The organism is Jeotgalibaca dankookensis, from assembly GCF_002005405.1.
GTDB classification, from domain to species: Bacteria; Bacillota; Bacilli; order Lactobacillales; family Aerococcaceae; genus Jeotgalibaca; species Jeotgalibaca dankookensis.
The window spans coordinates 1086917-1110272 of record NZ_CP019728.1 but is presented as its reverse complement, the minus strand read 5'-3'; the positions used below and the strand labels follow the sequence as shown (position 1 = coordinate 1110272).

The following is a 23356-nucleotide window of genomic DNA, read 5'->3' as shown; positions in this document are numbered from 1 at the left end:
ATTGAAGAGGTGAAGAATGTGGCATTAGACAAAGAAGATTTACATTCTTTGATCAAGCAAAGAATCAGCTCTTTTCAATCGACTTCAGAAATGGAGGAAATTGGAAAACTGACCTATCTAGGAGATGGAATTGCTCGTGCGACTGGTTTAGAGAATGTTATGAGTGGGGAACTGCTCGAGTTTGAAGATGGGACCATTGGTATGGCCCAAAACTTAGAAAGAAAAGACGTCGGAATTGTCATATTTGGTGAATACTTTAATATTCGTGTGGGGGAAACAGTTAGACGGACCGGACATATCATGGAAGTTCCTGTTGGGGATGCCTTAATTGGACGCGTAGTAGATGCACTTGGAAATCCTGTTGATGGCCAAGGCCCTATTAAGACTTCCAAAAAACGTCCAGTTGAAAATGAAGCGCCAGGTGTTATGGACAGACAGCCAGTAGAAGAGCCTTTACAAACTGGGATTAAAGCGATTGATTCGCTTGTGCCAATTGGTAGAGGACAACGTGAGTTGATTATTGGTGACCGTAAGACTGGAAAGACAACCATTGCAATGGATACTATTTTAAACCAACGTGGCAAAGATGTTATTTGTATCTACGTAGCAATTGGTCAAAAAGAATCCTCAGTTCGGAATATGACCGAGACACTTAAGAAATACCGAGCGCTTGATTACACGATTGTTGTATCAGCGAGTGCTTCTAACCCAGCACCTATGCTGTATATTGCACCCTATGTAGCAACTGCAATCGCAGAAGAGTTCATGCATGAAGGGAAACATGTTTTAATTGTTTATGATGATTTATCTAAACAAGCGGCAGCTTATCGCGAAATGTCCTTACTTCTCAAACGGCCACCTGGTCGAGAAGCCTATCCAGGAGATATTTTCTACTTACACTCACGCTTACTAGAACGATCTGCAAAACTGAGTGATGCTTTAGGAGGAGGTTCCATTACCTCACTTCCGATTGTGGAAACACAAGCGGGTGATATTTCTGCTTATATTCCTACCAACGTTATTTCTATTACGGATGGTCAAATTTTCCTAGAAAGTGAATTATTCTTTTCTGGAATACGTCCGGCTATCTCCGCAGGTTTATCAGTATCTCGTGTAGGTGGATCTGCACAAACGAAAGCCATGAAAAAGGTTTCTGGAACACTCCGTTTAGATTTAGCAACCTTCCGAGAGTTAGAAGCCTTTACGCAATTTGGTTCCGATTTAGATGCCTCTACTCAACAACGATTAAACCGTGGCCACCGAACAGTTGAAGTATTAAAACAAGGTCTGCACCAAGTGATGCCTATGGAAGAGCAAGTAATTATTTTATACGCTCTTACAAAAGGGTTCTTAGATGTTGTGCCAGTTAGAGATATTCCTCGTTTCGAGTCAGAATTAATGACCAATTTACATTTCGCTGTTCCGCATGTCATTGAGGAAATTGTTACAACCAAAAAATTGACAGATGAGGTAGAAGTTGAGTTGTTTGCGGCTATCAAAGCATTTGCATCCGGATTTATACCACATAGTCTTTAAGAGGTGAAGAAATGGCATCGTCATTAATTGAATTAAAGAAGCGCATTGCTTCTACAAAAAAAACAAGTCAAATCACTAATGCTATGCACCTCGTATCCGCTTCAAAACTGAATCGGTCAGAAGAGAAGGTCAAGCGATACCAGCTGTATGCAAGTAAAATTAGAGAAATGGTGACTCATATCGCAGGCGGCCAGTTATCTTTATTAGAAGAAAGTGGCCATGCAGTTGCACAAAGTCAACAAGTAATAAATTTTCATGATTTATTAATTGAACGTGAAGTGAAAAAGACTGGCTATTTAATTATTTCAACGGATCAAGGTCTAGCTGGAAGTTATAACTCGTCTATTTTTAAACATGCACGTAAAATGATTTTAGACGACCATGAGTTACCTAAAGAGTATATGGTTATTACAATCGGTGAAACATTAGCGAGAGATTTAGAAAAAAGTGACATTCATGTTGCTCATGTGGTTGAAGATTTAAAAGACCAACCATCATTTGGAGACGTTCGAGATATTGTGACACTACTCGTCGATTACTATAGAGATGGCGAGTTTGATGAACTATACGTTTGTTATACGCATCATATCAACGCAATGTCTTCAGAATTTCGAGCTGAAAAAATGTTACCATTGTCTGACCTCGATACGTCAGAAACGCAAGAATATGAAGTCGAGTATTTATTTGAACCAACAGAAGAAGATATTTTAGAAGTATTACTGCCGCAATATGCAGAAAGTCTGATTTATGGTGCGATCATCGATGCTAAAACATCGGAACATGCTTCTCGCATGCTAGCGATGAAGAGCGCGACAGACAATGCGGGTGATTTAATTAAACGACTATCCTTGCAACAAAACAGAATGCGTCAAGCTGCTATCACGCAAGAATTGACGGAAATTGTTTCTGGTGCAAGTGCACAAGAAGAGAAATAAAGGGGATGCGTATAGAAATGGAAAAAGGACATATCGTTCAAGTTATTGGGCCTGTCGTTGATGTCGACTTTCCCCTAGACACAGAACTACCAAAAATCCATGATGCTTTAGTAATAAAAAAAGAGCGTCCAGATGGAACCGTTGAAAAGGTTGTTTTAGAAGTAGCCTTACAGATTGCACAAGGATCTGTTCGGACGATTGCGATGCAGTCAACGGACGGATTACAGCGTGGGCAAGAAGTTTTGAATACCAAGCAACCAATTCGGGTTCCTGTAGGGGAAGAAACACTAGGAAGAGTATTTAATGTCCTGGGAGACACAATCGATTTGAAGTCTGAATTTCCTGATGACTATCCACGCGAAGGAATCCATAAGTTAGCACCAACTTATGATGAATTAAGTAGTAATTATGAAATTCTCGAAACAGGTATAAAAGTGATAGATTTATTAGCACCTTATTTAAAAGGTGGTAAAGTTGGTCTCTTTGGTGGTGCTGGGGTAGGGAAAACAGTTTTAATCCAAGAACTGATTCATAATATCGTTGAAGAACACGGTGGGATTTCGGTCTTTACCGGTGTTGGTGAGCGTACACGTGAAGGAAATGACCTTTACAATGAAATGCAAGAGTCTGGAGTGGGCAAAAAAACAGCGATGGTATTTGGTCAAATGAATGAACCACCAGGAGCACGTATGCGTGTGGCTTTGACTGGTTTAACCATGGCAGAACATTTCCGCGATAAAGAAAAACAAGATGTGCTTTTGTTTATCGATAATATTTACCGATTTACACAAGCTGGTTCAGAGATTTCCGCGCTGCTCGGAAGAATGCCCTCAGCTGTTGGGTACCAACCTACACTAGCAACTGAAATGGGTGAACTGCAAGAGCGGATTGCTTCTACAAAAAATGGATCGATTACATCGATTCAAGCGATCTATGTACCGGCGGATGACTACACAGACCCAGCTCCTGCCACTACTTTTGCCCATTTAGATGCTACTACAAACTTAGAGCGTCGTTTAACCGAACAAGGGATTTATCCAGCCGTTGATCCATTAGGTTCATCTTCAAGTGGTCTCTCTCCAGAAATTGTCGGTGAAGAGCACTATAATGTTGCAACGGAAGTACAATTTATTCTCCAACGTTATAATGAGTTACAAGACATTATTGCCATACTAGGTATGGACGAATTGTCTGAGAATGAGAAAGAAATCGTAGGCCGTGCTAGAAGAATTCAATTTTTCTTATCACAAAATTTCCACGTAGCCGAGTCTTTTACAGGTATACCAGGTTCTTATGTAACCGTTGAAGAGACGGTAAGAGGCTTTAAGGAAATTATTGAAGGGAAACATGATGATGTCCCTGAAGAAGCCTTTCGAAATGTTGGTACGATTGATGATGTATTATTAAAGGCAAAGAATTTAGGTTATAAAGGGGTGTAAGGATATGGCTGAACTACACGTATCAGTTATCACACCGGATGGAACTGTTTTTGAACATCGCGCGAAAGCAGTTGATGCTCGAACACCTGATGGCGGTATTACCATTTTAGCCAACCACACACCAATCATTGTTCCGCTAGCAATTAGTGAGCTGGTAGTGACGCGTTTGACAGAGGGATATGATAAAAATTATATTGCTGTCGGTGGTGGTATTATGGAAGTGCGTGATAATCAAGTGAACATTATTGCGAATACCGCTGAACGATCACGGGATATTGATTTAGACCGAGCAGAAGTAGCTAAACGCGAGGCTGAAGACGCCTTAGCTGAAATACGTGAAACACAAAATACTAAAGAATTCCAACGTGCCCGTGCGTCGCTTGCAAAAGCGATTAACCGTATTGGAGTCTATAATAAAAAGTATTAAAAACGCCGATTGTAAAATTAAGCTAGACAAATAAATAAGCCATTCGTGGTACACTCAAATTGTAATTCCTACCAAAGAATACAAAGGAGTGATCACGAATGACCTACACCCATCTTACCATGGATGAACTAGTGATGATAGAGGCTTACTACCACCAAAATATCGCTGTAACAAAAATATCGGCTCAGTTAAAACGTTCTAGAATGACCATCTACAACGTCATCAACTTCCTGAAGAAAGGCCATACGGCCTTGGATTATTACCGACAATATAAGAAAAACAAGGCGCGTTGTGGACGGCACAAGATAATCCTGCCCGAGGAACAACAAGTGTACATCAATAAAAAAATTGCACAGGGATGGACGCCAGATGTCATCATTGGTCGCCAAGAAATGCCAATCGCATGTTCCATGCGGACGCTCTATCGTCGCTTCAAAGAAAAGATATTCGATGAAACAACTTTACCCATGAAGGGAAAGCGGAAACCAAACGGCCATCAAGAACGTCGGGGAAAACAGGCTTTCAAGAGGAATATCGTTGAAAGGGAAAAGGATTATCCGGTATTCAAGGAAGAATTTGGTCATATCGAAGGTGATACTATTGTTGGTGTCCATCACAAAAGTGCCGTCATCACCTTGGTAGAACGACTTTCCAAAGTCATTATCACCTTGAAGCCCCATGGGCGAAAGGCAAACGATATCGAGAATACACTGAATCAGTGGTTTGAATCGATTCCTAGACATCTATTTAAGTCCATCACCTTTGATTGTGGAAAAGAATTCTCCAATTGGAAAAACCTAAGCAACCAACATGATATCGCCATCTATTTTGCCGATCCTGGAACGCCATCACAGCGCGCATTAAATGAAAACTCCAACGGATTGCTGCGAAAAGATGGGTTGCCAAAAGAAATGGACTTCAATCAAGTGGACCAAACATTTGTCTCATCGGTTGCGAACAAGCGAAATAATATCCCACGAAAATCCTTGGCATACCAGACGCCGCTGGAAGTATTTTTGAGTTACATAAATGAATCTACTTTGTCTAGCTTAAATTGACAAATCAAAAAATAAAAAATTAGAAGAAATCAATTCGTTGATTTCTTCTAATTTTTTTTAATAGGAAACTAGTGATTAGTAGCTTGAAAACACTTACTTAAAATTTTATAGTTAAGTTTTTTAATGGAATAAAACACCTTTATACTGATATTAAAGAGTTTCTTATTTTTATTTGTTCGGTTTTATGGTAGTATGGGCTAAGACTATGAGGAGGTTTGAAAGATGAACATACTACTTTCACTCGGTATACTAGAAATTATCTCCCACATGGTATTTATTTTTTTGTCTTTTTGGGCATTGCGAGCAACGCGAATTGAGATGTGGATAAGGAAAAATAAAATTCCACAAGCAAGATTGCTTTATTTTTTCACAGCAATTGCTTTAGGATACAATGTAAGTTCATTTTTTTTAGAATTTACGTCACTATCCCGAAGTTTAGCGTTCCTATTCGCCAATTAAAAAAAAGATATGAACAAAGGTAAACTTTAAATGGCTAATTAAATGAAAATCGCTTAGACTCACAGGTAAAACAATTTCGGAGGGATAACATAATGGAAAAAATGATTGTTAGAGGTGGCAACCGACTCGTAGGAACAGTAAAAGCAGAAGGTGCCAAAAATGCTGTATTGCCTATCGTTGCTGCAACAATCCTAGCATCTAAAGGTAGAACGGTTCTTAAAAATGTACCGGTATTATCAGATGTTTATACTATTAAAAACGTACTAAATAATATTAATATTGATGTAGAGTTTGATGAAGCAAGTAATGTCTTTGTAGCAGATGCAACTGGAGATGTTAGCTGGGAAACCCCATTCGAGTATGTTAGTAAAATGCGTGCCTCGATTGTAGTTATGGGTCCTTTACTAGCTCGGTTAGGTAAAGCAAAAGTAGCTTTACCTGGAGGATGTGCGATTGGAACACGTCCAATAGACCTTCACCTAAAAGGTTTTGAAGCAATGGGAGCAACCATAAAAATTGAAAATGGCTTTGTTGAAGCATATGCTGATAAACTAAAGGGTGCACGCATTTACCTCGACTTCCCAAGCGTTGGCGCAACACAAAACTTGATGATGGGTGCGGTGCAAGCCGAAGGAACAACCATTTTAGAAAACGTTGCACGTGAACCAGAAATTGTGGACTTAGCAAGATTCCTAAATGATATGGGTGCTAAAGTTTATGGTGCCGGTACAGAAACGATTCGTATCGAAGGCGTAGAAGAAATGGTAGGAACAACGCATTCAATCATTCCTGATCGGATTGAAACGGGAACATTTATGGTTGCAGCTGCTGTAACCAATGGTAATATATTAATTGAAGATGCTATTTCTGAACACAACAAACCACTTATTTCTAAACTAAAAGAGATGGGCGTTCGTATCGAAGAAGAAGCAAATGGTTTGCGGATTATCGGTCCAGAACAACTAAAAGCCACAGACGTTAAAACGATGCCACATCCAGGTTTCCCTACTGATATGCAAGCACAAATGACAATTGCACAACTTGTTTCTCAAGGAACTAGCACCATGACTGAAACAGTTTTTGAAAATCGGTTTATGCATTTAGAAGAAATGCGTCGTATGAATGCCAACTTTAAAATCGATGGTCAAACAGTTTTACTCTATGGAAACTCTGAACTTCAAGGAGCAGAAGTAGCAGCAACAGATTTACGTGCCGCTGCAGCTTTAATTATTGCAGGTCTTGTCTCAGAAGGCTATACCCGTGTAACTGCTTTAGAACATTTGGATCGTGGTTATTATGAGTTTGATAAAAAGCTTCGTAATTTAGGAGCCGACGTTGAGCGTATCAACGAAGATTCCGAGAAAGCTCTCTCTGCTAAAGAGTTAGATGCTTTATTCGTATAAACGAATAGTTACGACCATAAAGATATTTTCAAATAAATTAATCGTAAAGGACGTTTCCTATGAAATTCAACTCGAAACCTATATTTAGAGCACTCTTTTGGATTGCATTATTTATAGTACTAGCAGTCGTTCTGTTTGCTGTCGGCTTAATGATTGGTTATGGTGTGGTAGGTGGACAGAGTACGTTTGACATTTTCAAGCCTGAAACGTGGCACCATATTACCGATTACATCAGTCAGTAGCAGTTGAGTGGAATTCTTATTTAATTAGACTTTAAAAAGAAGTAGATGAATAAAAGTATTGCTCCCACCTATAGTTTAGTGGTATAATAGCAGTACTCTTGTCGCCTTAGTGTAATGGATATCACGTAAGATTCCGGTTCTTACAATGGGGGTTCGATTCCCTCAGGCGACGTTATAAGCAGAGTTAAACCCTCGTTCTAATCTACTAGAGCGGGGGTTTTTATCCAGATTGCTATAAAGAATTGGTAAACACATTCTAAGCATTATCATTGACCTTTATTGACCAATGGGGTACAATTTATTTTGTAAAGTAAATTATTTTAAATTCAGGAGGAACTTAAATGAATCTAATACCTACAGTAATTGAACAATCATCTCGTGGCGAACGTGCTTATGATATTTATTCACGTTTATTAAAAGACCGTATTATTATGCTGAGTGGTCCTATTGACGATAATGTGGCAAACTCAGTTATTGCACAACTCTTATTTCTAGATGCACAAGATCCAGAAAAAGATATTTATATTTATATCAATTCTCCAGGCGGATCTGTTTCTGCAGGACTAGCAATCTACGACACCATGAACTTTGTTAAAGCTGATGTCCAAACAATTGCAATGGGGATGGCAGCGTCAATGGGTAGCTTCTTGCTTACAGCAGGAACTAAAGGCAAACGCTTTGCATTACCAAACGCTGAAATTATGATTCACCAACCGTTAGGTGGAGCACAAGGACAAGCGACTGAAATTGAAATTGCTGCTCGTCATATTTTAGCCACACGTGAACGTCTCAATAAAATTTTAGCTGAACGAACAGGTCAACCGCTAGAAGTTATTGAAAGAGACACAGATCGTGATAACTATATGACTGCGCAACAAGCCAAAGAATACGGTATTGTTGATAAAGTGATGGAAAGTTCTAAAAATTTACATTAATAAAATATTTTCACAAGAGAGGTTAACCTTTAATAGGCTGACCTCTTTTATTTAAGATTAAATTGAAAGCGCTTCACAACCTTCTGCGCTAAACTTTGTTATGTGGGACATTATAAGACCTACTACGTTTTGCAATGATTTTTAGAAAAAAGTGCTAAAATAGTTGTAAATTTTTTCTTATGTTGGTACAATGTCTGTAGTAGGGCAAAGGCATATATTACTATTTTACTTTTTATTGAGTGAATAGTTTTAAAAGCTATACGATAGTCGAATCTTTTATGGTTGGTTGGCCATTTATGGACCTACACCTAGAATTGAGGATTGATTATGAAAGATACCATTTCTGTTCTACAAAATATTATTCCAGACATGCTAGCTGTTTTAAATAGCCGCTATCGTATTTTGGAAGTTATCTCTTTACACCAACCAATTGGTAGACGTGCGCTGTCGGAAGTAATGAACCTTTCAGAACGAACGCTTCGAACTGAAACAAGCTTCTTGAGAAGTCAGGGTTTGTTATTCAGCTCTAAATCCGGCATGTCGTTGACATCAAAAGGCAAACAAGTCTTTAATCAAATGGAAGGTATTCTAGAAAGATTAATGAAGATGGATTTAAAAGAAGAGACGCTTGCTAAGAAGTTAAATATCCAATTCTGTCGTATTGTACCGGGTGATAGCGATTTATCTTTATCCGTTTTAAACGAATTAGGAATCCAAGCGGCTCGGATGTTTAATGAACTCTTGCCGGAAGGTGAGTTTGTTGTCGCAGTAACGGGAGGAAGTTCTTTAGCCGCAATGGCTGAGAATATGACCTTTGAACTTTCTGATAACAGGCACTTTACCTTTGTTCCAGCTAGGGGAGGGTTAGGAGACTTAATGTCTATCCAAGCTAACTCCATTAGTGATTTGATGGCTCAGAAAACGGGCGGCGCTAATACCGCTTTGTTTGTACCCGATAATTTGAGTGAAGCAGTTCTTAATCTTCTTAAAGACGAACCGACTATTCGTCATACTTTAGATATGATGAAGCAAGCGAATTGTTTGTTATATAGTGTCGGAAATGCTAAGATTATGATGGAACGAAGAAAACTGGCAGATGATTTAAAGAATGAATTGATTGCCAAGCAAGCAGTTGGTGAAGCGTTCGGATGCTATTTTGATAAACAAGGTAAAATTGTCCATCGATTATCACGATTTGGCTTGCAAATTGAAGACGTTGCTCGAATCCCTTATGCCATAGCTATCGCAGGGGGAAGTTCAAAAAGTAACGCAATTAAAGCTTTTTCACACATTGCACCTGATCATACATGGTTAGTGACAGATGAAGGTGCAGCTAACTTGATTTTAAAAGGGTAAACCCTTTAAAATAAATTAATTATCCTGAAGGAGGATTTTTTAAACATGACAGTAAAAGTAGCGATTAATGGTTTCGGACGTATTGGACGTTTAGCACTTCGTCGTATTCTAGAATCAAATACAGGTATGGAAGTTGTAGCAATTAACGACTTAACAAGTAACGAAGACTTAGCTTATCTACTAAAATATGATACAGCACAAGGACGTTTCCCATACTCTATATCAGTTGAAGGTGACGACCTAGTTGTAGATGGTAAAACAATCAAATCTTACGAAGAAAAAGATGCGAGCAAATTACCATGGGGAGACCTTGGAATTGATATTGTCCTAGAATGTACAGGATTCTACGTTAGTGAAGAAAAATCACAAGCGCACCTTGATGCAGGCGCAAAACGCGTTCTTATCTCTGCACCAGCTTCAGGCGATCTAAAAACAATCGTTTATGGTGTTAACCATGAAGAAATTTCAGCAGAAGATAAAATTGTTTCTGCAGCATCATGTACAACAAACTGTTTAGCACCTCTTGCTAACACATTAAACAACAAATTTGGAATTGAAAGTGCACTGATGTCTACAATTCATGCATACACTGCAACTCAAGCTCTACAAGACTCTCCAGGCGGACGTAAAAACCGTGCTGGTGCAGCAAATGCTATTCCAGCATCAACTGGTGCAGCTAAAGCAGTAGGCAAAGTAATTCCAGAATTGAACGGTAAAATTGATGGAACTGCTGTACGTATTCCAGTTATTACTGGTTCAATGGTTGAACTTTATACAGTACTTTCAAAAGAAACTTCTGTTGAAGAAATCAATGCAGCAATGAAAGAAGCTTCATCTGATGCATTCCTATATGAAACAGATGAAATTGTATCTTCTGACGTTATTGGTGTTCCAGCTGGTTCTATCTTCGATGCAACACAAACAAAAATCATCGAAGGTGAAAATGGCCAATTGGTTAAAACTGTAGCATGGTATGACAACGAGTATGGTTTCGTTGCAAACATGGTAAGTACACTAGCTTATATGGCTGCAAAATAATTTTGAATGTACTCGTAAAATAGGCGGGAAGCGACGCGCTTCCTGCTTTTTTTTATAAATTTGAGTGGAGGTTCTCATATGACAAAGAAAGTAGTTACAGACTTAGATGTTTCAGGAAAAAAAGTACTCCTTCGTGCGGATTTTAATGTACCAATGAAAGACGGAGCGATCACGAATGATAACCGTATCGTTCAAGCCTTACCAACTATCGAATATTTAATTGAGAATAATGCCAAAGTTATTCTGTTTTCACACTTAGGTAAAGTTAAAACAGAAGCAGACAAGGCTTCTTTGAGCCTTCGTCCTGTTGCAACACGTTTGGGTGAACTATTAAATAAAGAAGTGAAGTTTGTAGCCGAAACACGCGGTGAAGAACTTGAATCTGCTATCGATTCTATGGAAAAAGGCGATGTATTAGTATTTGAAAATACGCGTTTTGAAGATATTGATGGCAAAAAAGAAAGTAAAAATGATCCAGAACTCGGTAAGTATTGGGCTAGTCTCGGTGATTTGTTTGTGAATGATGCATTTGGTACAGCTCACCGTGAGCATGCTTCTAACGTAGGAATTTCATCAAACTTAGAAACAGCAGCAGGCTTCTTGATGGACAAAGAGATCAAATTCATCGGTGGAGCAGTTGACGAACCAGCGCGTCCATTTGTAGCAATCTTAGGTGGCGCAAAGGTAAGTGACAAAATTGGTGTTATCGAGAATCTACTTGAAAAAGCAGATAAAATCATTATCGGTGGCGGAATGGCTTATACATTCTTGAAAGCCCAAGGAAAAGAAATTGGTCATTCACTTCTCGAAGAAGACAAAATTGATCTTGCTAAAGACTTAATGGCGCGTGCTGGCGATAAGTTGATCTTACCAGTAGATGCAACCATTGCGTCATCATTCAGTAATGAAGGATTAGAAGGCGTTGTGTCTATAGATGATATTCCAGCTGATATGGAAGCGTTAGATATTGGACCAAAAACAGTTGAACTTTTTGCTAAAGAGCTAGAAGGTGCAAAAACAGTTGTCTGGAACGGACCAATGGGCGTTTTTGAACTTGAAAACTTTGCTAAAGGAACAATTGGTGTTTGCGAAGCAATCGCGAAACTTGACGATGCAATCACAGTTATCGGTGGTGGCGATTCAGCAGCAGCAGCAATGCAACTAGGCTATGCAGATGACTTTACTCATATTTCTACCGGTGGTGGTGCATCTCTAGAGTATCTAGAAGGTAAAACCTTACCAGGTGTAGCTTCAATTTCTGATAAATAATAGTAAAACTAGGAGGAGAAATATGCGTAAACCAATTATTGCAGGTAACTGGAAAATGAATAAAACAGCTGAAGAAGCACATGCTTTTATTGAAGCTGTAAAAAATAAGATTCCAAGTAATGACAATGTGGATTCTGTAGTGGGAGCTCCAACTTTATTTTTAGAAAAAATGGTTGAAGATACAAAAGGTACTGAATTAAAAGTAGCTGCTCAAAATAGTTATTTTGAAGATTCTGGTGCGTTTACAGGTGAAGTAAGTCCATATGCTTTAGGAGAATTAGGCGTTGATTACGTGATTCTCGGACACTCTGAAAGAAGAGAATACTTTCATGAAACAGACGAAGATGTCAATAAGAAAGTTCATGCTGTTTTCCGTAATGGAATGACACCAATCGTATGTTGTGGTGAAACACTCGAACAACGTGAAGCTGGTGAAACTGCTGAATGGATTAAAGGACAAATTACAAATGCTTTGAAAGATTTAACAGAAGGACAAGTATCTAATCTAGTTATTGCATACGAGCCAATTTGGGCAATCGGAACAGGGAAATCATCTTCAGCAGAAGAAGCCGATGAGACCTGTGGTGTCGTTCGCGAAACAGTAGCGGATCTTTACAACCGTGCGGTTTCTGATGCGGTACGTATCCAATATGGCGGTAGTGTAAAACCTGAAAATATTGCAGAATATATGGCCAAAGACAACATTGACGGCGCATTAGTAGGTGGCGCAAGTCTAGAACCAGAATCTTTCTTGAAATTATTGGAGGCAGTAAAATAATGAAGAAGAAACCCGTAGCAATTATTATTCTTGATGGCTTCGGTTGTCGCAGTGAAGTGATGGGAAATGCGGTTGCACAAGCAAAAAAACCTAATTTTGACCGCTATTGGAATTCATATCCTCATGCAACACTTGCTGCTTCAGGTTTAGCTGTTGGTCTTCCAGAAGGTCAAATGGGTAATTCAGAAGTTGGACACACCAATATTGGTGCAGGACGCGTGGTTTACCAAAGTTTGACACGTATTGATAAAGCGATTGAAGATGGTGAATACTTAACTAACGAAGCATTAGTCGGAGCCTATAACCATGCCGCTGGTAACGACTCTGCCTTACATCTATTTGGACTTGTTTCAGATGGTGGTGTGCATAGTCAGTTGCAACACGTTTTTGCTTTAATTGAAAGTGCTAGTAAAAAAGGTGTTAAAAAACTTTATTTACATGCTTTCTTAGATGGCCGTGACGTGGATCCTCACGCCGCACCTGGCTACATCGAAGCAGTTGAAAACAAAATGGCAGAAGTCGGTTTAGGAGAAATTGCATCGGTTTCAGGTCGTTATTATGCAATGGACCGTGACAATCGCTGGGAGCGTGTTGAATTGGCTTATAATGCCATTGTTCATGGTCAAGGGAAAATGTTTAATACGGCTCAAGAAGTTATTGCAGATAGCTATGCCAATGGCATTACCGATGAGTTTGTTTTACCAAGTGTCATTGTAAAGGATGGTCAACCTGTTGGAACTATTAAAGATAATGACGCTGTCATCTTCTTTAACTTCCGTCCGGACCGTGCGATTCAAATGTCAAACGCCTTTACAAACTTACAATTTTCAGAATTTGATCGTGGTGCAACTCCGAATAATGTTAAATTTGTGACCATGACCCTTTATCAAGAGTCTGTTGTTGCAGATGTCGCTTTCCCGCCTATTCCATTGAAAAATGTTGTAGCTGAAGTTCTAAGTAAGGAAGGAAAAACACAATTGCATATCGCGGAAACCGAAAAATATCCGCATGTTACCTTCTTTATGAATGGTGGTAAACATGAGCCGTTTGAAGGTGAAGACCGAATTTTAATTCCTTCACCAAAAGTAGCTACTTATGATTTAAAACCTGAAATGAGTGCCTATGAAGTAGGTGACGCACTGAATGCAGCAATTGATGAAGATAAGTACGATGCCATTATCTTAAACTTTGCTAATCCGGATATGGTGGGTCACTCAGGAATGTTAGAACCAACCATTAAGGCGATTGAGGCAGTGGATGAAAACTTAGGAAAAGTCGTTGATAATATCTTAGCACATGATGGTTATGCAATTATTTTTGCTGATCATGGGAATGCAGATACAATGATCACGCCTGAAGGAAAACCACACACAGCTCACACAACAGTACCCGTTCCGGTTATTGTGACGAAAAAGGGTGTCACACTTCGCAAAGATGGGAAGTTAGCTGACATTGCACCTACGATGCTTGAACTGCTAGATATTGAAAAACCAGAAGATATGACAGGTTCGTCTTTAATCGTTAAATAAGCAACGACTAGAAGATTTTGTTGCAATTACTAAGGTAATTGTCTAAAATTAATATGTAAAACATAAAAATTGTTTTCAAAAAGGAGAGAATAGAATGCCATTCATTACAGATATTTTGGCTAGAGAAGTACTTGATTCAAGAGGTAACCCAACTATTGAGGTAGAGGTTTACACAGAAACAGGCGCATTTGGACGCGGTATGGTTCCTTCTGGAGCATCTACTGGCGAGCACGAAGCTGTAGAATTACGTGACGGAGACAAAGATCGTTACTTAGGTAAAGGTGTTCAAAAAGCTGTCGAAAACGTTGACTTAATTGCAGAAGCTATTATTGGTTTTGATGTTAGAGACCAACTTGCAATTGACAGAACAATGATTGAATTAGATGGTACACCTAACAAAGGTAAATTAGGAGCTAACGCTATTTTAGGAGTTTCAATTGCAGTTGCACGTGCAGCAGCAGATTACCTAGATGCACCACTATACCAATATCTAGGTGGATTCAATGCGAAAGTATTGCCAACTCCAATGATGAATATCATTAATGGTGGTTCTCACTCTGACGCACCGATTGCTTTCCAAGAATTCATGGTTATTCCAGCTGGAGCACCATCATTCAAAGAAGCACTTCGTTGGGGAGCAGAAATTTTCCACGCATTGAAAGCAATTCTAAAAGAACGTGGATTAGAAACTTCTGTTGGTGATGAAGGTGGATTTGCACCACGTTTTGAAGGAACAGAAGACGGTGTTGAAACAATTCTTGAAGCAATTAAAGCAGTTGGTCTAGAGCCAGGTAAAGATGTATACTTAGGTTTCGACTGTGCAGCTTCTGAATTCTATGAAGACGGCGTATATGACTACTCTAAATTCGAAGGTGAAGGCGGAGCAAAACGTAACGCTGAAGAACAAGTTAACTACTTAGAAGAATTGGTTTCTAAATACCCAATTATTTCTATTGAAGACGGCATGGACCAAAATGACTGGGATGGCTGGAAACTATTGACAGACCGTCTTGGATCAAAAGTTCAAATCGTTGGTGACGACTTGTTCGTTACAAACACTGAAATTTTGGCTAAAGGAATCAAACAACACATTGGTAACTCAATCTTGGTAAAAGTTAACCAAATCGGTACTTTAACAGAAACATTTGAAGCAATTGAAATGGCTAAAAAAGCTGGCTATACAGCTGTTGTATCTCACCGTTCAGGTGAAACAGAAGATTCAACTATTGCTGATATTGCTGTTGCAACAAATGCTGGTCAAATTAAGACAGGTTCATTGAGCCGTACTGACCGTATTGCGAAATACAACCAATTGTTACGTATCGAAGATCAATTAGGTGAACTAGCAGTTTACGAAGGTCTATCAGCTTTCTATAACCTAGAAAACAAATAATCTTTCGTTACTCAACCCCTCGTCTTTTGTGGACGAGGGGTTTTTGTTTGCAAAGTAAAGAATACCGCTATAAATTGTAGAATATTAAATAAATTTATGCTATAGTTAACAGTAGTATTTAAAGGAGGTCCACCATTGTACGAGGTCTTATTAATCGCACTTATCATCGTATCAATTTTGCTAATTATTACAGTTTTGATGTTACCATCTAAAACTAATGCGGCAAGCGCATTGAGCGGTGGAGCAGAAGCACTTTTTGGAAAACAGAAGGCAAGAGGATTTGAAGCAGGACTTAGAAGAGTTGCAGCGTTACTTGGTGCAGCATTTATCATTCTTGCGATGGCACTTGCATACTTATCTTCAAACTAATCAAGATATGGGAGGCTGGGACAAAAGTTCCCAGCCTCTTTTTATTCTTATTTGCACTCTCTTTGGATATTTGGCTATCTTAACGTACAATAGAGTTAGATTATTCAATGATGAGGTGGAGTACTGTGAGAAAAATGAAGTTACCAGAATCTTTTTTGTTTGAAGCTGGACCACGAGCGGTTTTGCTTTTACATGCTTATACAGGAAGTGCCAATGATGTGCGCTTACTCGGACGAGAATTACAACGACACAATTATACCGTTTATGCACCCCAGTTCAGGGGACATGCGAGTGAGCGATTCGAAGATATTTTAGATGAGGGTAGTCCTGATAAGTGGTTTGCAGACGTAGTGGAAGCAACTAGATTTTTAAAAGAAAAAGGCTATGAAGAAATCGCAGTAATGGGCCTCTCGATGGGTGGAATAATGGCAACGCGGGCGTTAGAAGTTGGCGATTATATAGGTGGGGGATCATTTAACTCGCCCATCCATCACATTGGCAAAACGCGCTTACCTGAAACATTTATAAGCTTGTATCGTTCGTTTAACAAACGAATGGGTGTGCCAGATGCACGCATCCAAGATAGTATTCCGCGTATTAAAACAAAAAGGACCCAACAATTAGAAGAAATAGCTGAATTTTCAAAAAAGGTAGCCGAGGATTTAAATCAAATCAACGTCCCTTATTACATCGCTTCTTCTGGAAATGATGAGCTAATTGATCCAGCAAATGGTCAAATATTAAAAGAAGCTTTAATGCCTTACACAGAGGTTACTTATCATGAGTTTCCAGAATTAACCCATGTGATAACCGTTGGTCCAAACCGAGAATCTTTTGAAACGACAGTTATAGCATTTTTAAATAAATTAAATTGGAAAGAAGGATAAAGAATGAGTAAAACAAATGACATGCAGTCAGAAGTTTTAGATTTTTTGAAAAAAAATCAACCAGATAGCTATTCGGTGAAACAATTAAGTGTTTCACTCAAGTACGAAGAGTCAAAAAAATTTAAAGAGCTAGTAAAAGCAATTGCTAACTTAGAAGAGTCTGGTCAAATCGTTTTAAATAAACAAGGACAATTCCGTCTGAAAGGTGAAGCAAGTACCATTGTCGGAACTTTTCGAGCGAACGATCGTGGCTTTGGGTTTGTTGATTACGATTCTGATGAGGACGATATTTATATCTCTAAAGAATCAACGGGTAGCGCTATGGAAGGCGATACAGTTGAAGTAAAAATTACTGGAAAACCTGAGCCTTGGAATAGCAAAGGACCAGAAGGTAAAGTTGTTCAGATTATTACCAGAAGTAGAAGCCGCGTTGTCGGTGAGTTTTTCCCTTACGACTCAAATCGCCGGGAAGAAACAGGTTTCTTAGGTTACGTCGTACCTGAAGACAAAAAGATTAGTCATATGGTCGCATACGTGCTACCACAAGGCTTGCATCCAGTTGAAGGTAGTATTGTACTCTTAGAAGTAGATACCTATCCAACGCCTGAAAAACCGGTTGCTATGACAGGGTTTGTAACCAAGGAAATTGGACACAAAAATGCACCGGGGGTTGATATTTTATCTATCCTGTATAAACTTGGAATCCCAACGGAGTTCCCTCAAGATGCCATCCAACAAGCAGAAGAAATTTCTTTTGATATTCCTGAAGAAGAAATTGCTAAACGCGTGGATTTACGTCATGAGAAAGTCATTACCATCGATGGGGCAGACGCAAAAGATTTAGATGATGCCATTTCTTTTAAGAAACTAGAAAACAGCCACTACCAATTAGGCGTCCATATTGCTGATGTTTCTTACTATGTGACTGAAAACTCACCGATTGACCGTGAAGCTTATGAGCGTGGGACCAGTGTCTACCTGACCGACCGTGTGGTACCAATGTTGCCACAAAAATTATCAAATGGTGTTTGTTCGCTGCTTCCACATGAGGATCGTCTTGCCATGTCTTGTGTGATGGAAATGGATGGCAACGGCCAAGTCATTAATTATGATATTTTCCCAAGTATTATCAATTCAAGTGAACGCTTCACCTATTTAGCAGTGAATGGTATTTTAGAAGATCGTGATCCAGAGTTAATGGAGCAATATGCGGATTATGTTGAAATGCTAGACGGGATGGGAAAACTCCATAAAGTATTAGAAGCAAAACGTCGCAAGCGAGGAGCCATTGACTTTGATACGACCGAATCCAAAATCTTAGTTGATGAAGAAGGTCATCCGTTAGATATTGTGACTGTGACACGGGGAATCGGGGAACGCTTAATTGAATCCTTTATGCTTTCAGCAAATGAGACCATTGCGGCTAATTACGATAGTAAGAAGTTACCCTTTATTTACCGAATTCATGAACAACCTGATCCAGCCAAAATGTTGCGCTTTATGGAATTTGTAACGACTTTTGGGATTATGGTAAAAGGAACTAATGAAAACATCAAACCAAAACAATTACAAAACGTTCTTAGACAAACAGAAGGCGAACCATATGATGCTGTTGTTTCAACTTTCTTATTGCGTTCTATGAAACAAGCAAAATATGATATGAGTCCAGTTGGGCACTATGGTCTGGCAGCTCAAGATTATACACACTTTACTTCACCTATTCGCCGTTATCCTGACTTGATTGTTCACCGTTTAATACGTGAATACTCAGAGGGAAATATAGCGACTAAAAAGGAAAAATGGGAAGGTAAATTACCGGATATTGCTATTCAAAGTTCGGTTACCGAACGCCGTGCTGTTGATGCAGAACGTGAAACGGATGCCTTGAAGAAGACTGAATTTATGGTTGATAAGGTTGGCATGCAATTTGAAGGAGTTATTTCTTCCGTAACAAAATTTGGTATCTTTGTAGAATTAGAAAATACGGTTGAAGGTTTGGTACATATTTCAAATATGAATCAAGATTACTTTAACTTTATTGAAAGTCATATGGTATTATTAGGAGAAAGAACAGGAATTGTTTTCAGAATCGGACAAAAAGTCAAAATTGAAGTAACCAAAGCAAATGTGGATACACGCGAAATTGACTTTGCCCTTGTAGAAGATACGGATTTAGATGTTTATGACCAAGAAATGAAAGCAAAACAAACTAAAAAAACAAATAAACCAAAATCAAAAGCGAGTAGCAAGAACCAAAAGTTTGGCAAGAAACCAAGCCAAAAAAAATCAAAAGATAACCGCTATTCTGGCAAGAAAAAAACCGTAAAAAAGAAACGTAAATAGAAATTGAGGTTGGGAACATGGCAAAAAAAGAAGGGAACGTATTAGCACAAAACAGACAAGCGCGTCACGAGTATACAATTTTAGACACTTTTGAAGCAGGGATTGTTTTAAAAGGAACCGAAATTAAATCTATTCGTAACGGTAAAATGACATTACGAGATGGCTATGTCTCCATTCATGGTGGAGAGGCTTTACTGCAAAATGTTCACATTAGCCCTTATGAACAAGGAAACATCTTTAACCATGATCCGCTTCGATCTCGGAAATTGCTACTACACAAAAAACAAATTAATCTGTTAGCGAACGAAGTGAAGACCCAAGGAACAACCATTGTGCCATTAAAAGTCTACCTTAAAAATGGCTTCGCTAAAGTTTTAATTGGTGTCGCCAAGGGGAAAAAACAGTACGACAAGCGTCAGTCTCTAAAACAAAAAGATATGAAACGTGAGATTGATCGTGCCATGAAAGTAAGATAAAGAGGGGAGGATAGTAGCTAAAGCTACTTCTCCTCTTTTCGTCTATAGTGAATCAAACCATTTCATAAGAGGTGATCAGGTTGGTTGTTGAAAAAGAAAAGTATCTCAGCTTGCTATCAAAAGAGTACCCAACGATTGCGGAAACCGTAACCGAGATTATAAATTTAGAAGCGATTATGAATTTACCCAAAGCAACGGAACATTTTATTAGTGATTTACACGGTGAGTATGAAGCTGTTCAACACGTGTTACGGAATGGCTCTGGAAACATCAAAGAAAAAATTAAAGAAATATTTCAAGGCCGCCTTAGCACTAAAGAAATGAATCAACTGGCTACGATTGTCTATTACCCAAATAAAAAAATCAGCTTGATTGTTTCCGAGTTAGAAACACCTGAAGAGATTGAAGAGTTTTATATGTTGACCACAACTCGTATAACGGAGTTATGTGCTTTTGTTGTTTCTAAATACACACGTTCCAAAGTTAGAAAGTCTTTACCGCCTGATTATGCTTATATTATTGAAGAACTGCTTTTTAAAGATAACACCACTTCAAATAAAGATGACTATTATGATAAAATTATCAAAACCGTTATCTCACTGGACCGTGGTAAGCAGCTCATTGTCGCATTTGCCTATGTCATTCAGCGCTTAGTAGTCGACCATATTCATGTCGTCGGAGATATCTATGACCGTGGTCCGGCACCTGATAAAATCATTGATACCTTAATGGACGGACATGAGTTAGATATTCAATGGGGTAATCATGATGTCTTATGGATGGGAGCTGCAAGTGGCTCACCTGCTTGTATGGCAAATGTGATTCGCATATCTGCTCGCTACAATAATTTAGAAATAATTGAAGATGCTTATGGCATCTCGTTACGATCTCTGATGTTATTTTCTGAGATGAATTACCCAGAAGATCGTTACCAACCTTTTTTACCTAAGATTGATCCTGATTCCGAAGAAAAAATTTATCCAGAAGAAATCCGTCAAATCGCTAAGATGAATCAAGCCATTTCCATTATCCAGTTCAAGTTAGAAGGGCAAATCATTCAACGTCAGCCCGAATTTAACATGACCGAGCGCTTGTTACTCGATAAAATCAATCATGATAAGGGTACAATTACCATTGATGGCAAAGATTACCCCTTAATTTGTGATTATTTTCCAACCATTGATCCTGCTAATCCTTACGAATTAACAAAAGAAGAGGAGATTGTCGTTGCGCGCTTAACAGAGGGGTTCTTAAATAGCGAGCGCCTCCATAAACATATCCAGTTTCTCTATAGTAAAGGGTCCATGTATCTGACTTATAATGATAACTTGCTATTTCATGGGTGTGTTCCTTTAAATGAAGACTTGAGTTTTATGGAGATGACAATCAATAAAAAAAATTATAAAGGTAAAGCCTTATTAGATAAATACGAAGATATTTTGCGTAAAGGCTATTTAAATCGGCACCGTGGACTCAGTTATCAACGCTATTTAGATTATATTTGGTATCAGTGGGAAGGTGAGGCATCTTCGTTGTTTGGAAAAGATAAGATGACTACTTTTGAGCGGTTATATGTTTCTGATAAAACAACTCATAAAGAAAAGAAAAATACCTATTATAAAGAACGTGATAACCTTCAAGTGTGCAATCAGATTTTAGAAGAGTTTGGTCTCGATCCTCAAAAAGGTCATATTGTTAATGGTCACACGCCTGTTCAAGAACGCCATGGAGAGGATCCACTAAAAGCAGACGGTAAGCTCATTGTAATCGATGGTGGATTTTCCAAAGCCTACCAGCCAACGACAGGACTAGCCGGCTATACGCTTTTATATAATTCTTATGGGATGCAGTTGGTTTCCCATCAACCCTTTACTTCAGTGGAAGATGCGGTAGCGAACGAGATTGATATCGTTTCAACAAGAAGAATCGTTGATAAAGAATTAAAACGGAAACTCGTCCGTGAAACAGATGTAGGGGCACGGTTGACGAATCGTGTCAACGACTTACAAGATTTGCTAGAAGCATACCAGGATGGTATATTAGTTGAGAGAATAAAGAAATAACGAATTGAGAGGTGTCACATGTCAAAAGGAGTCACATTTTATTTTATGCGTCACGGAGAAACGTATTTAAATAAATATAATCGGATGCAAGGTTGGGCGGATACGCCGTTAACACCGCGTGGCAGAAGAGACGTTGCGCGTAGTGGAGCAGGTTTAGCCAATCTAAAATTCGATGCTGTTTATTGTAGTGATTTACGAAGAACATTTGAGACAGCTCAAATTATTCTACGAGAAAATGAACACAAAGATACCCCACCAGTCAAGGCAATGCCAGAGTTTCGTGAGATTTTCTTTGGATCATTTGAAGGACTTGATGCTCGGGAAACGTGGGAAGATTTGTGGACCTTTTTAGGTTACGAAGACGGACCAGATCTCTTAGATGACCGTATACTAATGAAAGAATTAGACGGTATGAAGAAGATGGACCCTTACCATGAAGCAGAAGACTATATGACCTTTTGGATGCGCGTTGAAAAAGGACTAATCCAATTGATCAATGAGCACCGTGAAACAGGGCGCAATATTTTGATTGTCTCTCATGGTATTACCATTCGAAATATTATTCATGCCTTGATTCCCGAATTTAAAATTGGACGTCATTTAGATAATGCTAGTATATCTGCGGTCAGTTACTATGACGGGTTTTATCATTTAGAAAAATTCAATAGCATTGACCACTTTGTTCCGGACTTTGGTTATGAAGATGAAGAAGAACCGGAAGTTCATAAAGTATTACCAACGGATATTGATTTGGATGATGCCTTACTCCCTTAAGCGTAAGGACTTGAATTTTTACTAGAAACCTGTATAATAAAGAGTAGTCCATGAGACTTACCCTTTATTTAGGGGGTGTTACGGATTCGACAGGCATAGGTCGAGCTTTTGATGCGCTCCGTAGGTTACGTCTACGTTAAAACGTTACAGTTAAATATAACTGACAAAACAAACAATAATACTTTAGCTTTCGCTGCTTAATAACAGCTAGCTAAGATCCTCTTGGCATCGTCCATGTGCTCAAGTAAGGGTCCCATAATCAGTGGACTACGCCGTGACTTTCCATCTGGAGGAATCGGAAGAGACTAATCAGATTAGCTTGTTGTGATGCCGGTTAAATGGCTAGCATCTGGCGAAAACTAAATAATTTAACTATGAGCGTAGATTTGGAAGTGCCGATATGTTTGGACAGGGGTTCAACTCCCCTCACCTCCATTATAGCTTTACTAAGGTTTCCCACCAGCTTCTAAAGGCTGGTGGGAAGCCTTTTTTAATTTCTGAACTTTGCTAGTAAATGCTATAAACCATTACCAACCACTACCATTTCCATTACTACTCGAAAAAGGGTAATGGTTTTTGATTTGTCTGTTGAGACGGCGTTTCTAAGATAATTTCAAGTTGGTTGGTGCATAGTTGCTCGTTAAAAC

At 38.9% G+C, this 23356-nt stretch carries 21 protein-coding genes, 1 tRNA gene and 1 other RNA gene; all 23 read left to right on the top strand.

What is annotated here, in order from left to right:
- The first annotated feature begins 18 nt into the window (after nt 1–18).
- The 23 genes from atpA to ssrA all read left to right on the top strand — a co-directional run bounded on the left by atpA (nt 19) and on the right by ssrA (nt 23147).
- Nucleotides 19–1536, top strand: coding sequence for a F0F1 ATP synthase subunit alpha (atpA, locus tag BW727_RS05475; RefSeq protein ID WP_062469114.1), 1518 nt, complete (start codon nt 19–21; stop codon nt 1534–1536).
- Between the two features lie 11 nt (nt 1537–1547).
- Nucleotides 1548–2471, top strand: a complete 924-nt coding sequence (locus BW727_RS05470) for a F0F1 ATP synthase subunit gamma (protein ID WP_062469117.1) — start codon at nt 1548–1550, stop codon at nt 2469–2471.
- Between the two features lie 17 nt (nt 2472–2488).
- Nucleotides 2489–3910: a F0F1 ATP synthase subunit beta gene (gene atpD / locus BW727_RS05465; protein ID WP_062469138.1), complete on the top strand. Its 1422-nt coding sequence runs from the start codon at nt 2489–2491 to the stop codon at nt 3908–3910.
- 4 nt (nt 3911–3914) lie between these two features.
- Nucleotides 3915–4337, top strand: a complete 423-nt coding sequence (locus BW727_RS05460) for a F0F1 ATP synthase subunit epsilon (protein WP_062469120.1) — start codon at nt 3915–3917, stop codon at nt 4335–4337.
- A gap of 98 nt (nt 4338–4435) precedes the next feature.
- Nucleotides 4436–5395: an IS30 family transposase gene (locus BW727_RS05455; RefSeq protein WP_077795676.1), complete on the top strand. Its 960-nt coding sequence runs from the start codon at nt 4436–4438 to the stop codon at nt 5393–5395.
- A gap of 222 nt (nt 5396–5617) precedes the next feature.
- Complete coding sequence (locus tag BW727_RS05450; protein WP_062467846.1) at nt 5618–5854, top strand: DUF1146 family protein; 237 nt, start codon at nt 5618–5620, stop codon at nt 5852–5854.
- A gap of 92 nt (nt 5855–5946) precedes the next feature.
- On the top strand, nt 5947–7257 hold the full coding sequence (gene murA, locus BW727_RS05445) for a UDP-N-acetylglucosamine 1-carboxyvinyltransferase (protein WP_062467847.1): 1311 nt from the start codon (nt 5947–5949) through the stop codon (nt 7255–7257).
- Between the two features lie 59 nt (nt 7258–7316).
- Entirely contained in the window at nt 7317–7499 is a 183-nt protein-coding gene (locus tag BW727_RS05440) for a DNA-directed RNA polymerase subunit beta (RefSeq protein ID WP_062467848.1), read from the top strand.
- Between the two features lie 100 nt (nt 7500–7599).
- Nucleotides 7600–7671 (top strand) — tRNA-Arg (locus BW727_RS05435).
- A 169-nt stretch (nt 7672–7840) separates the two neighbouring features.
- Nucleotides 7841–8434 (top strand): ATP-dependent Clp endopeptidase proteolytic subunit ClpP, encoded by a 594-nt coding sequence (clpP, locus tag BW727_RS05430; protein ID WP_062467849.1) that lies wholly within the window; start codon nt 7841–7843, stop codon nt 8432–8434.
- A 327-nt stretch (nt 8435–8761) separates the two neighbouring features.
- Nucleotides 8762–9790 carry a sugar-binding transcriptional regulator gene (locus BW727_RS05425; RefSeq protein WP_062467850.1) on the top strand — a complete coding sequence of 343 codons (1029 nt, stop codon included), beginning with the start codon at nt 8762–8764 and terminating at the stop codon, nt 9788–9790.
- Nucleotides 9791–9835: 45 nt separating this feature from the next.
- Nucleotides 9836–10828 carry a type I glyceraldehyde-3-phosphate dehydrogenase gene (gap, locus tag BW727_RS05420; protein ID WP_062467851.1) on the top strand — a complete coding sequence of 331 codons (993 nt, stop codon included), beginning with the start codon at nt 9836–9838 and terminating at the stop codon, nt 10826–10828.
- A 78-nt stretch (nt 10829–10906) separates the two neighbouring features.
- The gene (locus BW727_RS05415; protein WP_062467852.1) at nt 10907–12097 is read left to right on the top strand and encodes a phosphoglycerate kinase; all 1191 of its coding nucleotides are present in this window, start codon (nt 10907–10909) and stop codon (nt 12095–12097) included.
- Between the two features lie 22 nt (nt 12098–12119).
- Nucleotides 12120–12875, top strand: a complete 756-nt coding sequence (tpiA, locus tag BW727_RS05410) for a triose-phosphate isomerase (RefSeq protein ID WP_062467853.1) — start codon at nt 12120–12122, stop codon at nt 12873–12875.
- The gene (gene gpmI / locus BW727_RS05405) at nt 12875–14404 is read left to right on the top strand and encodes a 2,3-bisphosphoglycerate-independent phosphoglycerate mutase (RefSeq protein WP_062467854.1); all 1530 of its coding nucleotides are present in this window, start codon (nt 12875–12877) and stop codon (nt 14402–14404) included. The genes tpiA and gpmI overlap by 1 nt, the downstream gene beginning before the upstream one ends.
- A 94-nt stretch (nt 14405–14498) precedes the next feature.
- Nucleotides 14499–15797, top strand: a complete 1299-nt coding sequence (gene eno, locus BW727_RS05400) for a phosphopyruvate hydratase (protein ID WP_062467855.1) — start codon at nt 14499–14501, stop codon at nt 15795–15797.
- A gap of 135 nt (nt 15798–15932) precedes the next feature.
- Nucleotides 15933–16166, top strand: coding sequence for a preprotein translocase subunit SecG (gene secG, locus BW727_RS05395; protein WP_062467856.1), 234 nt, complete (start codon nt 15933–15935; stop codon nt 16164–16166).
- Between the two features lie 134 nt (nt 16167–16300).
- Nucleotides 16301–17053 carry an alpha/beta hydrolase gene (locus BW727_RS05390; protein ID WP_159443133.1) on the top strand — a complete coding sequence of 251 codons (753 nt, stop codon included), beginning with the start codon at nt 16301–16303 and terminating at the stop codon, nt 17051–17053.
- 3 nt (nt 17054–17056) lie between these two features.
- On the top strand, nt 17057–19396 hold the full coding sequence (rnr, locus tag BW727_RS05385) for a ribonuclease R (protein ID WP_062467858.1): 2340 nt from the start codon (nt 17057–17059) through the stop codon (nt 19394–19396).
- 17 nt (nt 19397–19413) lie between these two features.
- On the top strand, nt 19414–19872 hold the full coding sequence (gene smpB, locus BW727_RS05380) for an SsrA-binding protein SmpB (protein WP_062467859.1): 459 nt from the start codon (nt 19414–19416) through the stop codon (nt 19870–19872).
- Between the two features lie 80 nt (nt 19873–19952).
- Nucleotides 19953–21935, top strand: a complete 1983-nt coding sequence (locus BW727_RS05375) for a fructose-bisphosphatase class III (protein ID WP_062467860.1) — start codon at nt 19953–19955, stop codon at nt 21933–21935.
- 18 nt (nt 21936–21953) lie between these two features.
- Nucleotides 21954–22709, top strand: a complete 756-nt coding sequence (locus tag BW727_RS05370; protein WP_077795769.1) for a histidine phosphatase family protein — start codon at nt 21954–21956, stop codon at nt 22707–22709.
- A 71-nt stretch (nt 22710–22780) separates the two neighbouring features.
- Nucleotides 22781–23147, top strand: a transfer-messenger RNA (tmRNA) gene (gene ssrA, locus BW727_RS05365).
- The last annotated feature ends 209 nt before the right edge of the window (nt 23148–23356 follow it).